Raw genomic sequence first — 13,895 nt, forward strand, 5'->3', positions numbered from 1 at the left:
CCGAGGGGCGCGTTCCCGGTAACCTGCGCCGAATGAGCGCCCTGAACCTCGATGACTTCGCGAACCTGATCGAGCGCCCCGACGGCGGCCGGCGCCGGGATGCCGAGGAGCGGCGGGAGCGCCGCTTCGTGCAGCCGGCCGCGCTCGGCCGCCTCGACGAGCTGGGCGACTGGCTGGCCGCCGTGCAGCAGCAGGTTCCGGTCCGCCCCCTGGACCGCGTCAGCACGGTGCTGTTCGCGGGCGACCACGGGGTGGCCGGGCTGGGCGTCTCGGGGCGGCCCGCGGGCAGCGCCGTGGACCTGGTGCGCGCGGTGCTGGACGGGACGAGCCCGGCGGCGGTGCTGGCGCGCCGGTTCGGTGCCGCGCCGCGCGTGGTCGACATGGCGCTGGACTGCGACCCCGGCGAGCTGCCCGAGGACGTCACCCGGCACCGGGTGCGGCGCGGCTCGGGCCGGATCGACGTCGAGGACGCGCTGACGGCGGACGAGGCCGAGCAGGCGTTCCGCGCGGGCATGGCCATCGCCGACGAGGAGGCGGACGCCGGTACGGACCTGGTGGTGCTGGGCGACCTGAGCGTGGGCGGCACCACGGCGGCGGGCACGCTGATCGCCGCGCTGTGCGGCACCGACGCCTCGGTGGTCACCGGGCGCGGCGGCGCCAGCATCGACGACCTGGCCTGGATGCGCAAGTGCGCGGCCGTGCGGGACGCGCTGCGCCGGGCCCGGCCGGTCCTCGGCGACCAGCTCGCGCTGCTGGCCACGGTCGCGGGCGCCGACCTGACCGCGGCCACCGGCTTCCTGCTGCAGAGCGCGGTGCGCCGGACGCCGGTGATCCTGGACGGCGTGGTCTCGGCGGCCTGCGCGCTGGTGGCGCAGCGGATCGCGTTCCGGGCGCCGGACTGGTGGCTGGCCGGGCAGGCCAGCGGCGAGCCGGCGCAGGGCAAGGCGCTGGACCGGATCGCACTGACGCCGCTGCTCGACCACGGCGTCACGGCCGGCGAGGGCACCGGCGCGCTGCTGGCGCTGCCGCTGGTGCAGGCGGCGGCCTCGCTGGCGGCCGAGCTGCCGGTGCGCGAGGACCAGGACGGCGAGGGGCCGGCCGTCGAAGGGGCAGACTCCGCGGACGGCTGAGCCGCCGGTCCGGGCCGCAAACCGGGGCAGAGGCGTAGATCACGGGCGGTGCACTCAACCTCTTGCCGTGTGCACCGGTCTAGTCACACGGTCGGCGCGGCCGGCGCGGACCCGGTACCGCCCGAAGGGGAGGTGCCGCCCCCACGCCTCGCCCCGGTGGTGCACCGTCGACCCGCTCATACGTGATCATGTGAACCGCGCCGTGCGCGCGGAGTGGGGGCCGCTGCTGGCCGCACTGCGGCCCGCGTTCCGCGCCGGAGTGCCGCGGGCGGTCCCGATGACGCTCACCGCGCTGGCCCTCACCGCGTTCTGCCAGTTCGCGCAGCACCAGCCCTGGGGGTACGAGGCCGTCCAGCGGCTCGGCGCCGTCCGCGCGGGCGAGCCGCTGTGGACCGGGCTGCTGCGCACGCCGCTGTCGCTGTTCGTACCGGCCCTGGACCTGCCGGTCTGGGGCGCGCTGGCCCAGATCCTGGTGGTCTTCGGGATCGCCGAGGCGGTGCTGGGACGGCGCCGCACGCTGCTCATCGCGTACGCCGCCTCGCTCGCCGGGACGCTGTACGCGCGGCTGGGCGTGGCCCTCGGCCCTGACGTGCCGTTCGGGCTGCCGCCCGGGGACGGCTGGGTGGTCGACGCGGGCCCTTCGGCGGCCGTGGTCGGCCTCGCGGTGGCGGTGTGCTGGCGGTACCGGGCGTGGACGACCGGCGCGCTGGTGGTGGCCGCGATGGCCGCCGAGGCCGCCGTCGCGCCCAACCTGGCGGGCAAGGAGCACCTGGCGGCCATCATCGCGGTGCTGGCGGGCTGCGCAGTGGCGGAGGCCCGGGCCGCCTGGGCGCGGTGGCCGCGGGTTAGCCTGCCGCGGTGAGTGACGCCCCCGCCGACCCCGCCGGCCCCTCCGATCCTTCCGCGGCTTCCGCGCCCGGCCCGTCCGGTGCCCCCGCCGGGCCGCCGGCCACCGCCGACGCGCTGCGCTTCGCCTTCGGCACGCTGACCGTGCTGCCCGTACGGCTGACCCGCTGGGACCGGGCCACGGCCCGCGGCGGGATGCTCTGCGCGCCCCTCGCCGGGCTGGTCGTCGGGGTGTGCGCGGCGGCGCTCGGCACGGTCCTGCTCCTGCTGGGCGGCGGCCCGCTGCTGGCGGCCGTGGGCACGGTCGCGGTGCCCGCCGCGCTCACCCGCGGGCTGCACCTGGACGGGCTCGCGGACACCGCCGACGGCCTGGGCAGCGGCAAGCCGGCGGCGGAGGCGCTGCGCATCATGAAGCAGTCCGACATCGGCCCGTTCGGCGTGATCGTGCTGCTCCTGGCGCTGCTCGCGCAGGTCGCTGCGCTGGCGGACCTGTACGCGGACGGCTGGGCGCGCGGCGCCGTCGCCGCGGTGGCCGGTGCGGCGGCCGCCCGTACGGCGCTGACCCTCGCCTCCCGCACGGACGTGCCGGCGGCGCGCCCCGAGGGCCTGGGCGCCGCGGTCGCGGGCACCGTGCCGCGCCGCGCGGCCCTGACCGTGACGGCGCTGGTGACCCTGCTGGCGGCGGCGCTCGGCGGGCTGCCGTACGGCAGCCCGGGCAGCAGCCCGTACGGCGCGCTGCTGTTCGGGGACGCCGGCGGCGGCCTCTACGGCGCGCTGCACGCCGCGCTCGCCGTGCTCCTCGGCCTCGGCGCCGCCGAGCTGCTGCTGCGGCACTGCCGGCGGCGGTTCGGCGGGGTGACGGGCGATGTGTTCGGCGGGCTCGCGGAGACGGCCGGGCTGGTGACCGTGGTGGTGCTGACCCTCGGCTGACGCCCGGCTCGGCCGGTCAGCAGGTCCGCCGCCAGGCCGTGAGGTCGTACTTCTTCTCCAGCGAGCTGAGCTTCAGCTTCCGGGAGGTGGCGCAGAAGCGGTCCGGCGACAGCTCGTACTCCACGTGGAAGACGGCCTTGCCGGCGCGGACGAACGGCGTGAGCCGGCCGCACTCGCCGTACTGCGCGCACTGCTCGTTCACCGCGAAGTCGAAGTCGTCCACCAGCTCGGGGATCTGGCCGAGGTCGTTCTTCAGGCCGACGGCCATGCCGCGCTCGTGCGCGAGGCGGGCCACCATGCGGTTGAACGCCAGCTGGTCGGCGGCGGTCAGCGGGAAGCCTGAGCGGTTCGCGTACCCGTCGACGTTGTCCGGCTCGACCGCGTCGAAGCCCTTGTCACGGCACATGTCGAACCGCTTCGCGAGCAGCGGCTCCAGCACGTCCCGCCGCCGGACGTCCAGCCAGCGCTCGCCCTTCCAGCCGTTGGACCGGCCGATGACGGACTTCGGGAAGTCACCGGCGTCCGGCCGCCAGTCCTCCCAGGCGCCGACGCTGAGGTAGCAGATGACCTTGCGTCCGTCGCGGTGCAGGCCGGCGACGGTCTCCTTGGTGTGGTCGAAGCCCTCGATGTCGTAGACGGGCGCGTCGACGCCGCGGTCGAGCCGGCCGCTCAGCTGCCACTGCCAGTCCGTACCGGGCTTCGGCTGCCACCGCTCCCCCGCCGGCCGGGCCGTACCGCTGCCGCCGCTGCCGTCCCCGGAGGGGGCAGCGCCGCAGGCCGTCACGAGGGCCAGCACCAGCCCCGCGGCGACGGGGAGGAGAGGTGCCCGGCGGGTGCCGCGCCGCCCCGGGAGGAAGCGGCGGGGCCGGGAGGGGCGGGGTCTGCGGTCGGTTGCCGGTCGTTCCACTGAGGGGTCTCGACTTTCCTGGTGTGCCAGCGGGGCGTGCGGGCGCGCGCCCGCACTGGTGGACGGTGACCGGCGGCGGACGGTTGCCCGCGCGGCCCCGCGCCGCCCTGCGCCGCCCTGCGGAGGAATCCGCCGCGGCACCCGGAATCCGCCCAAGTAACAGTAAAAATTGGGGAGTTCGCCGGGAGAGGGGGCATTTCGACCGGTCAGCCGGGGGAACCGGTATGGCATCGTGCGGGACCGGGCGGGGCACCCGAGCGTAGGCTCAGCGCCAGCGGCGCCACGAGCGCCCATAGTTTCCCCGGACGGAACAGGACCTTCAATACCGTGACTGCACTGACCCTCAGTACTTCTTCCGCCGCGACGCTGCGTGCGGACGCCGTTGTCGTCGGCCTGGCCAAGGGTGACAACGGCCCCGTCCTGGCACCCGGCGCCGAGGCCGTGGACGCGGCCTTCGACGGCAAGCTGGCCGACGTCCTGGAGACCCTGGGCGCGAGCGGGGCCGAGGGCGAGGTGACCAAGGTCCCGGCGGCCGGCGGGCTCAAGGCGCCGGTCGTGCTGGTGACCGGCCTGGGAGACGCCCCGGCCAAGGGCGAGGGTTACGACCACGAGGCGCTGCGCCGCGCCGCAGGTGCCGCCTCGCGCGCGCTGACCGGTTCCAAGAAGGGCGCCTTCGCGCTGCCGGTCGAGGACGCCGCCGCGGTCGCCGCGGTCGCCGAGGGCGCGCTGCTGGGCGCCTACAGCTTCACCGCGTACCGCAACAACGGCGACGCCAAGAAGGGCGCGGCCGACAAGTCCGCGCCGCTGGCCGAGGTGGCCGTGCTCGGCGCGAAGCCGCGCGACAAGGCCCACAAGGCCGCCGCCGAGCGCGCGCAGGCCCTGGCCGCCGAGGTCAACCGCGCCCGCGACCTGATCAACACCCCGTCCAACGACCTGACCCCCAAGTCCTTCGCCGCGCAGGCGCAGGCCGCGGGCAAGGAGCACGGCCTCAAGGTCGAGGTGCTGGACGAGAAGGCACTGAAGAAGGGCGGCTACGGCGGCCTCATGGGCGTCGGTCAGGGCTCGGAGAACCCGCCCCGCCTCGTGAAGATCAGCCACACCCACACCAAGGCGAAGAAGCACCTCGCGCTGGTCGGCAAGGGCATCACCTACGACTCGGGCGGCATCTCCCTGAAGCCGGCCGGTCACAACGAGACGATGAAGTGCGACATGAGCGGTGCCGCCGCCGTGTTCGCCGCCGTCGTCACCGCGGCCCGGCTGGACCTCCCGGTCAACGTCACCGGCTGGCTCGCGCTCGCCGAGAACATGCCGTCCGGTTCGGCCACCCGCCCCGGCGACGTGCTGACCATGTACAGCGGCAAGACCGTCGAGGTCCTGAACACCGACGCCGAGGGCCGGCTGGTGCTGGCCGACGCGATCACCCGCGCCTCGGAGGAGCGGCCGGACGCCATCGTGGACGTGGCCACGCTGACCGGCGCGATGGTGGTGGCCCTGGGCAACCGCACCTTCGGCATCATGGCCAACGACGACGCCTACCGCACCGCGATCCACGAGATCGCGGAGGAGGTCGGCGAGGAGTCCTGGCCGATGCCGATGCCGGCCGAGCTGCGCAAGACCCTGGACTCCCCGGTCGCCGACCTCAAGAACATCGGTGAGCGGATGGGCGGCGGCCTGCTGGCCGGCGTCTTCCTGAAGGAGTTCGTGGGCGAGGGCATCGCCTGGGCACACCTGGACATCGCGGGCCCGGCCTTCCACGAGGGCGCCCCGTACGGCTACACCCCCAAGGGCGGCACCGGCTCGGCCGTCCGCACGCTGGTCCGGCTCGCCGAGCGCACCGCGGCGGGCGACCTGCTCTGACCTGCGGCGCAGGCACTGAACCACGAGGTCCCGGGCGTGCCGCCCGGGGCCTCGGGTGCGCCCGGGCCGCGGTGTTCGCTCTCGACGAAATCCGTACGGTCGTGCGGCCGGGTACGCGGTCCGGGCAGCCGATCGGCGGGTCCTGAGCCCGGCCCGCCGTCCCGTCCGTGTTCAACAAGTGCGAAGATGGGCCCTGGCAGGACAGGGCCCCCCTTACCAAGGGCCGAAGAACCAAGCGGCCGAACAACAGCCGCCGTCCGGTCATCGGAGACCGGCTCCGGCGTACCCATGCATGGAGGACGTGACGTGGCGAACGACGCCAGCACCGTTTTCGACCTAGTGATTCTCGGAGGCGGTAGCGGCGGCTACGCGGCTGCCCTGCGCGGGGCGCAGCTCGGCCTGGACGTCGCCCTGATCGAGAAGAACAAGCTCGGCGGCACCTGCCTGCACAACGGCTGCATTCCCACCAAGGCGCTGCTGCACGCCGGTGAGATCGCGGACCAGGCCCGTGAGGCCGCCCAGTTCGGTGTCAAGACCTCCTTCGAGGGCATCGACATCGAGGGTGTCCACAAGTACAAGGACGACGTGATCTCGGGCCTGTACAAGGGCCTGCAGGGTCTGGTCGCCTCCCGCAAGGTGACCTACATCGAGGGCGAGGGCCGGCTGTCCTCCCCCACCTCCGTCGACGTGAACGGCCAGCGCGTCGAGGGCCGCCACATCCTGCTGGCGACCGGCTCCGTGCCGAAGTCGCTGCCGGGTCTGGAGATCGACGGCAACCGCATCATCTCCTCGGACCACGCGCTGAAGCTGGACCGGGTGCCGGAGTCCGCGATCATCCTGGGCGGCGGCGTCATCGGCGTCGAGTTCGCCTCGGCGTGGAAGTCCTTCGGGACCGACGTCACCGTGATCGAGGGCCTGAAGCACCTCGTCCCGGTCGAGGACGAGAACAGCTCCAAGCTGCTGGAGCGCGCCTTCCGCAAGCGGGGCATCAAGTTCAACCTCGGCACCTTCTTCGAGAAGGCCGAGTACACCGAGAACGGCGTCAAGGTCACCCTCGCCGACGGCAAGACCTTCGAGGCCGAGGTGCTCCTGGTCGCGATCGGCCGCGGCCCGGTCTCGCAGGGGCTCGGTTACGAGGAGGCCGGGGTCGCCATGGACCGCGGCTACGTCCTCGTCGACGAGTACATGCGGACGAACGTGGAGACCATCTCCGCCGTCGGTGACCTCGTTCCCACGCTCCAGCTCGCGCACGTCGGCTTCGCCGAGGGCATCCTGGTGGCGGAGCGGCTGGCCGGCCTGAAGACCGTGCCGATCGACTACGACGGCGTGCCGCGCGTGACGTACTGCCACCCGGAGGTCGCCTCCGTCGGTATCACCGAGGCCAAGGCCAAGGAGCTGTACGGCGCCGACAAGGTCGTCGCTCTCAAGTACAACCTCGCGGGCAACGGCAAGAGCAAGATCCTCAAGACCGCGGGCGAGATCAAGCTCGTCCAGGTCAAGGACGGTGCCGTGGTCGGCGTCCACATGGTCGGTGACCGTATGGGCGAGCAGGTCGGCGAGGCCCAGCTGGTCTACAACTGGGAGGCACTGCCGGCCGAGGTTGCGCAGCTGATCCACGCGCACCCCACGCAGAACGAGGCTCTCGGCGAGGCGCACCTGGCGCTGGCCGGCAAGCCCCTCCACTCCCACGACTGACCCCAGTCCGGGCGCGACCACATCCGCACCATTCGTTAGGAGCAACTGGAACCATGGCGGTTTCCGTAACCCTTCCGGCGCTCGGCGAGAGCGTCACCGAGGGCACCGTCACCCGCTGGCTGAAGGCCGAGGGTGAGCGCGTCGAGGCCGACGAGCCCCTGCTGGAGGTGTCGACCGACAAGGTCGACACCGAGATCCCCGCCCCCGCGGCCGGCGTCCTGGCGTCCATCAAGGTCGCCGAGGACGAGACCGTCGAGGTCGGCGCCGAGCTGGCCATCATCGACGACGGCTCCGGCGCCCCGGCCGAGCAGCCCGCTGCCGCCGAGCAGCCGGCCCCGGCCGCCGAGCCCGAGCCGCAGCCCGCCGCCGAGGCCGCTCCGGCCCCGGCCGAGCAGCCCGCCGCCGCCCCGGCCGGTGGCGCCTCCGGTACCGACGTCGTGCTGCCCGCGCTGGGCGAGTCGGTCACCGAGGGCACCGTCACCCGCTGGCTGAAGGAGGTCGGCGAGGAGGTCGAGGCCGACGAGCCGCTGCTCGAGGTCTCCACCGACAAGGTCGACACCGAGATCCCGGCCCCGGCCTCCGGCACCCTGCTGGAGATCGTGGTGGGCGAGGACGAGACCGCCGAGGTCGGCGCCAAGCTCGCCGTCATCGGCGAGAAGGGTGCTGCCCCGGCCCAGGCCGAGGCCCCCGCCGCCCCGGCTCCGGCCCCCGCCGCCGAGCAGCCCGCGCCGCAGGAGACCCCCAAGCAGGAGGCGCCGAAGCAGGAGGCCCCGGCCCCCGCTCCGGCCCCGCAGCCGGCCGCCCCGGCTCCGGCTCCGGCCCCCGCCGCGCAGCCCGCCCCGGTCACCCCGGCCGCCCCGGCCGGTGAGCCCGACGGCGCCTACGTCACCCCCCTGGTCCGCAAGCTGGCCCAGGAGAACGGCGTGGACCTCGGCTCGGTCAAGGGCACCGGCGTCGGTGGCCGCATCCGCAAGCAGGACGTCATCGCCGCCGCCGAGGCCGCGAAGACCGCTGCTCCGGCTGCTGCCGCCGCTCCGGCCGCCGCGTCCAAGGCTCCGGCCCTGGAGGCGTCGCCGCTGCGTGGCCAGACCGTCAAGATGCCGCGGATGCGCAAGGTCATCGGCGACAACATGATGAAGGCCCTGCACGGCCAGGCGCAGCTGACCTCCGTGGTCGAGGTGGACGTCACCAAGATCATGCGGATGCGCAACAAGGCCAAGGACGCCTTCGCAGCCCGTGAGGGCGTGAAGCTGTCCCCGATGCCGTTCTTCGTCAAGGCGGCCGTCCAGGCGCTGAAGGCCCACCCGGTCATCAACGCCCGGATCAACGAGGACGAGGGCACCATCACCTACTTCGACTCCGAGAACGTCGGAATCGCGGTGGACAACGAGAAGGGCCTGATGACCCCGGTCATCAAGGGCGCCGGTGACCTCAACATCGCGGGCATCGCGAAGAAGACCGCCGAGCTGGCCGGCAAGGTCCGCGAGAGCAAGATCAGCCCGGACGACCTGTCGGGTGCGTCCTTCACCATCAGCAACACCGGTTCGCGCGGTGCGCTGTTCGACACGGTCATCGTGCCGCCGAACCAGGTCGCCATCCTGGGCATCGGTGCCACCGTCAAGCGTCCGGTGGTCGTGGACCACCCGGAGCTGGGCGAGACCATCGCGGTCCGCCACATGACGTACCTGTCGCTCTCCTACGACCACCGTCTGGTGGACGGCGCGGACGCCGCCCGCTACCTGACCACGGTCAAGCAGATCCTGGAGGCCGCCGAGTTCGAGACCGAGATCGGCCTCTGATTCCGGCCCGCGTTCAGCAGGTGTGACGAAGGGGACGGCCCCGGTTCGTGCGAACCGGGGCCGTCCCCCGTTGCGTCCGCGCAGATAATGAACCGTTGGCCTGCCCGTCCGTGCGCCGGCCCGTCCGCCGCTAAGGAGCACCCGCATGACCCCACCCGTCGTCCACTCGCTGCGCGAGCAGATCCGCGAGCACATCCTCGAGGGGATCGTCAGCGGCCGCTGGCAGCCGGGCGAACGGATCGTCGAGCGGCGCATCGCGGTGGAGCTGGAGGTCAGCCAGACGCCCGTACGGGAGGCGCTGCGCGAGCTGGAGAGCCTGCGGCTGATCGAGTCGGCCCCGAACAAGGGCGTACGCGTACGGAACCTGACCGCCGCCGACCTCAAGGAGAGCTACCCGGTCCGCGCGGGCCTGGAGCAGGTCGCGGCGGAGCTGGCGGCCGGCCGGCTGGCGGACGACACCTCGGCCCTGGAGCGCGAGGTGGCGGCGCTCACCACGGCGGACGCGGCGGCAGACGGCGAGGCGCAGGTACGGCACACCGTGGCCTTCCACCGGGAGATCGTCCGGGCCGCGCGGAACGACGTGCTGCTGCACACCTGGGAGTCGCTGGGCGTGGAGGTGTGGACCACACTGTCGATCCGGTGGTTCTCGCCGGACCCGCGGTCGCACGCGCAGGACCACCAGGAGATCGTGGACGCGTTCCGGCGGCGCGACCCCAAGATCGGCGAAATCCTGCGGACACACGTCCTGAGCTGCGCACCTCGCGTCTGAGGGGGCCGGCGGGACCGGAAAGCGGCACGGGAGGGCGTAGCGGAGTGAGCCTCCGGGGGCTCATCTGAGGCTGGCACGCGGTGCCCAAAACCGCGACACCCCGTGCCGACCTGCGGTTTTTCCACGGCGGAGCGTTGATCGATCATCGATCAGGGGCGTATCGTCGGTCAGCGGGGCGCGACACCCTGCCTGCCAGCAAGACCTCGCACCCTCCCTCCCTCCGTCGGAAAGGGGCCATCCATGCCCGATCCCGTACGCCCCGCGTACAGCCAGCTCGACCAGCTCCCGGACAGGGATCCGCAGGAGACGGCTGAGTGGCGGGAGTCCGTCGACGCCGTCACCAAGGCAGCGGGCCCCCAGCGCGCGGACTACCTGATGCGCCGCGCCCTGGAGCACACCGCGCGCAACGAAGGCAGCGCGCTCCCCCAGCTCCTGGAGAGCGACTACGTCAACACCATCCCCACCGCCGAGGAGCCGGAGTTCCCCGGTGACGAGGCGATGGAGGCCCGGATCACCGCGTGGAACCGCTGGAACGCGGCGGCCATGGTGACCCGCGGCTCCAAGGACGGTCTCGGCGGCCACATCGCCACCTTCGCGTCGGCGGCCTGGCTCTACGAGACCGGCTTCCAGCACTTCTTCCGCGGGAAGGAGGGCGACGGCTCCGGCGACCAGCTGTACATCCAGGGCCACGCCTCCCCCGGCATCTACGCCCGTGCCTTCCTCGAAGGCCGGCTCACCGAGGACCACCTCGACCACTTCCGCCGCGAGGCCGGCGGCGAGGGCCTGCCCTCCTACCCGCACCCGCGGCGCCTCCCCTGGCTGTGGGAGTTCCCCACCGTCTCCATGGGCCTCGGCCCGATCTCCGCGATCTACCAGGCGCGCTTCAACCGCTACCTGGAGCACCGCGGCATCAAGGACACCTCGAACTCCCACGTCTGGGCGTTCCTCGGTGACGGCGAGATGGACGAGCCCGAGTCGACCGCCGCACTGGCGCTGGCGGGGCGCGAGGGTCTGGACAACCTCACCTTCGTCATCAACTGCAACCTGCAGCGCCTGGACGGCCCGGTCCGCCCGAACTTCAAGATCGTGCAGGAGCTGGAGGCCCAGTTCCGCGCGGCCGGCTGGAACGTCATCAAGTCCCTGTGGGGCCGGGCCTGGGACGCGGTCTTCGCTCAGGACACCGACGGCTCCCTGGTCCGCCGCCTGCGCGAGACCCCGGACGCCCAGTTCCAGACGTACGCCACCCGCGACGCGGCCTACATCCGCGACCACTTCTTCGGCGCGAACGACTCCCTGAAGCGCATCGGCCAGGGCCTGTCCGACGCCAAGATCATCGAGCTGTTCCAGACCTCCCGCGCCGGCCACGAGCCGCGCAAGGTCTACGCCGCGTACAAGGCCGCCGTCGAGCACAAGGGCGCGCCGACCGTCATCCTGGCGCAGACCGTCAAGGGCTACACGCTCGGTGCGGGCTTCGAGTCCCGCAACGCCAACCACCAGATGAAGAAGCTGACCGGCGAGGAGTTCCGCGCGATGCGCGACCTCCTGGAGCTGCCCATCCCGGACAGCGCGCTGGAAGGCGACACGGTGCCGTACTGGCGCCCCGCCGAGGACTCCCCCGAGATGGAGTACCTCCGCAAGCGCCGCGCGGCCCTCGACGGCCCGGCCCCGGCCCGCAAGGTCACGCCGAAGCCGCTGCCGATGCCGTCGGAGAAGGCGTTCGACGCGCTGAAAAAGGGCTCGGGCAGCCAGGAGATCGCCACGACCATGGCGTTCGTCCGCCTGGTGAAGGACCTGATGCGGGACAAGGAGACCGGCAAGCGCTGGGTCCCCGTCGTCCCCGACGAGGCCCGCACCTTCGGCATGGAGTCCCTCTTCCCGTCCGCCGGCCTCTACTCCCCCGTGGGCCAGACGTACGACCCGGTCGACCGTGACCAGCTCCTGTACTACAAGGAGGCCAAGAACGGTCAGATCCTGAACGAGGGCATCACCGAGGCCGGCGCGCTCGCCGACTTCACCGCCGCGGCCACGGCCTACGCCACGCACGGCGAGCCGATGATCCCGTTCTACATCTTCTACTCGATGTTCGGGTTCCAGCGGACCGCCGACCAGTTCTGGGCGCTCGCCGACCAGCTCGGCCGCGGTTTCGTCATCGGCGCGACCGCCGGCCGTACGACGATGACCGGCGAGGGCCTGCAGCACGCCGACGGCCACTCGCACCTCATCGCCTCCACCAACCCGGCCGCCATTTCTTACGACCCCGCCTTCGCCTACGAGGTCGCGGTGATCGTCAAGGAGGGCCTCCGCCGGATGTACGGCGAGAACGCCGAGGACGTCTTCTACTACCTGACGGTCTACAACGAGACCAAGGTCCAGCCGGCCATGCCCGAGGGCGTGGAGGAGGGCATCCTCAAGGGCCTGTACCGCTTCAAGCAGGCCGAGGGCGCCACCGACAAGGCCCCGAAGACCCAGCTGCTGGCCTCGGGTACGGCGATCCACTGGGCCCTCGAGGCACAGCGCATCCTCGCCGAGGAGTGGGACGTGGCGGCCGACGTCTGGTCCGCGCCGTCCTGGACGGAGCTGCGCCGCGACGCGCTGGAGTGCGACGCCGCGCGCCTGAAGGGCGAGGACCGGGTGCCCTACGTGACCCGCGCGCTGGCCGGTGCCGAGGGCCCGGTCGTCGCGGTCAGCGACTGGATGCGGGCCGTGCCCGACCAGATCGCCCCCTGGGTCGAGCAGGACTGGGTCTCCATCGGCACGGACGGCTTCGGCCTCTCCGACACCCGCGAGGCCGCCCGCCGCTACTTCGGCGTCGACCCGCAGTCCGTCGTCGTCCAGGTGCTCGCGGCGCTCTCGCGGCGCGGCGAGGTCAAGGCCGAGACGGTCAAGGAGGCCGCCGAGAAGTACGGCCTGTAAGCGCCGTACGCCAACCTGCCCGGCCGGTGCCGTGAGGGAGCACCGGCGGGGCGGGGGCAGGCGCCGGGGCCGTGAGGGAGCCCCGACGCCGCCCCACCCGCGTGCGGGCCGCGTGCCCGCACGCCCCCAACTCCCGTGCGGAGGCAATCCACCCGCGCCCGGACCTCCGCACGGGAAACCCTTTCACCGGCCGGGCCGCTGCCGCCGACTGCGCGCAGCTGCCCGGCTGTCGGTGGTGCGCGGCATGATGACCGCATGCGCGCTGCCCGCCTGATCAAAATGGTGCTGCTGCTCCAGTCCCGGCCGTCGATGACGGGGGCCGAGCTGGCACGCGAGCTGGAGGTCTCGGAGCGCACGGTCGCCCGGGACGTCCTCTCCCTGTCCGAGGCCGGCATTCCCGTCTACGCCGACCGCGGCCGTACCGGCGGCTACCGCCTCATCGGCGGGTACCGCACCCGCCTCACCGGCCTGGGCCGCAGCGAGGCCGAGGTCCTCTTCCTCTCCGGCGTGCCCGCCGCGCTGCGCGAGATGGGCCTGGCCGACGCCGCCTCCGCCGCCCGGCTGAAGGTGTCGGCCGCCCTCCTCCCCGAGCTGCGGGACGCCGCGACCGGCGCAGCGCAGCGCTTCCACCTGGACGCGCCCGGCTGGTACCACGAGCCGAGCACCCCCGAGCTGCTGCCCGCGATCGCCGAGGCGGTGTGGGACGACCGCGTACTGACCGCCCGCTACGGCCGCAAGGACACCGACGTCGACCGCGTCCTGGAGCCGTACGGCCTCGTCCTGAAGGCAGGCGTGTGGTACCTCGCGGCACGGGTGCCCGACGGCGGCGGGGGCGCTGCCGGCAGCGGCGGCCGTGCGCAGCGGGCCGGGCAGGAGGCGCGCGAGGAGTTCCGGGTCTACCGCGTAGACCGGTTCCGTGCGGTCGCCGCCGGCGAGGACCGCTTCGTCCGCGACCCGGACTTCGACCTGCCCGCATTCTGGGAGGAGCGGGCCGCCCAGTTCGCCCGCTCGATCCTGCGGGACGAGGTGACCGTACGGCTCACGCCCGC

10 protein-coding genes are annotated in these 13,895 nt (G+C 73.2%); 9 read left to right on the top strand and 1 reads right to left on the bottom strand.

Translation table 11 applies throughout. The features are described from left to right. Nucleotides 1-32: 32 nt before the first annotated feature. From C3486_RS15245 to C3486_RS15255, 3 genes are all read left to right on the top strand, one after another. A complete protein-coding gene (locus tag C3486_RS15245; RefSeq protein ID WP_103833232.1) occupies nt 33-1,130 on the top strand; it encodes a nicotinate-nucleotide--dimethylbenzimidazole phosphoribosyltransferase in 1,098 nt (365 codons plus the stop codon). Between the two features lie 190 nt (nt 1,131-1,320). Then, nucleotides 1,321-1,992: a hypothetical protein gene (locus tag C3486_RS37275; protein WP_258052792.1), complete on the top strand. Its 672-nt coding sequence runs from the start codon at nt 1,321-1,323 to the stop codon at nt 1,990-1,992. Beyond that, complete coding sequence (locus C3486_RS15255) at nt 1,989-2,906, top strand: adenosylcobinamide-GDP ribazoletransferase (RefSeq protein ID WP_103833233.1); 918 nt, start codon at nt 1,989-1,991, stop codon at nt 2,904-2,906. The genes C3486_RS37275 and C3486_RS15255 overlap by 4 nt, the downstream gene beginning before the upstream one ends. 16 nt (nt 2,907-2,922) lie before the next feature. On the opposite strand, the gene C3486_RS15260 is transcribed toward C3486_RS15255, so the two are convergent. Further along, complete coding sequence (locus tag C3486_RS15260; RefSeq protein WP_103833246.1) at nt 2,923-3,705, bottom strand: endo alpha-1,4 polygalactosaminidase; 783 nt, start codon at nt 3,703-3,705, stop codon at nt 2,923-2,925. 435 nt (nt 3,706-4,140) lie between these two features. Between C3486_RS15260 and C3486_RS15270 the strand changes: the two genes are divergently transcribed. The 6 genes from C3486_RS15270 to C3486_RS15295 form a co-directional block, all read left to right on the top strand. Further along, nucleotides 4,141-5,670: a leucyl aminopeptidase gene (locus tag C3486_RS15270; RefSeq protein ID WP_103833234.1), complete on the top strand. Its 1,530-nt coding sequence runs from the start codon at nt 4,141-4,143 to the stop codon at nt 5,668-5,670. A 306-nt stretch (nt 5,671-5,976) separates the two neighbouring features. Then, nucleotides 5,977-7,365, top strand: a complete 1,389-nt coding sequence (lpdA, locus tag C3486_RS15275) for a dihydrolipoyl dehydrogenase (protein WP_181138557.1) — start codon at nt 5,977-5,979, stop codon at nt 7,363-7,365. A gap of 53 nt (nt 7,366-7,418) precedes the next feature. Beyond that, a complete protein-coding gene (sucB, locus tag C3486_RS15280; RefSeq protein WP_103833236.1) occupies nt 7,419-9,164 on the top strand; it encodes a 2-oxoglutarate dehydrogenase, E2 component, dihydrolipoamide succinyltransferase in 1,746 nt (581 codons plus the stop codon). A 145-nt stretch (nt 9,165-9,309) separates the two neighbouring features. Then, a complete protein-coding gene (locus tag C3486_RS15285) occupies nt 9,310-9,933 on the top strand; it encodes a GntR family transcriptional regulator (RefSeq protein WP_103833237.1) in 624 nt (207 codons plus the stop codon). 240 nt (nt 9,934-10,173) lie between these two features. Beyond that, on the top strand, nt 10,174-12,846 hold the full coding sequence (gene aceE / locus C3486_RS15290) for a pyruvate dehydrogenase (acetyl-transferring), homodimeric type (RefSeq protein ID WP_103833238.1): 2,673 nt from the start codon (nt 10,174-10,176) through the stop codon (nt 12,844-12,846). Between the two features lie 255 nt (nt 12,847-13,101). Then, the coding region (locus C3486_RS15295; protein ID WP_103833239.1) for a YafY family protein at nt 13,102-13,895 on the top strand (794 nt) is incomplete at its 3' end.

It is taken from the genome of Streptomyces sp. Ru73 (genome assembly GCF_002920575.1).
Lineage (GTDB): Bacteria > Actinomycetota > Actinomycetes > Streptomycetales > Streptomycetaceae > Streptomyces.

What these genes read in the sequence shown, in the direction of transcription:
- C3486_RS15245 (WP_103833232.1), top strand. Translation starts at nt 33, where the DNA reads ATGAGCGCCCTGAACCTCGATGACTTCGCGAACCTGATCGAGCGCCCC.
- sucB (WP_103833236.1), top strand. Translation starts at nt 7,419, where the DNA reads ATGGCGGTTTCCGTAACCCTTCCGGCGCTCGGCGAGAGCGTCACCGAG.
- C3486_RS15285 (WP_103833237.1), top strand. Translation starts at nt 9,310, where the DNA reads ATGACCCCACCCGTCGTCCACTCGCTGCGCGAGCAGATCCGCGAGCAC.
- aceE (WP_103833238.1), top strand. Translation starts at nt 10,174, where the DNA reads ATGCCCGATCCCGTACGCCCCGCGTACAGCCAGCTCGACCAGCTCCCG.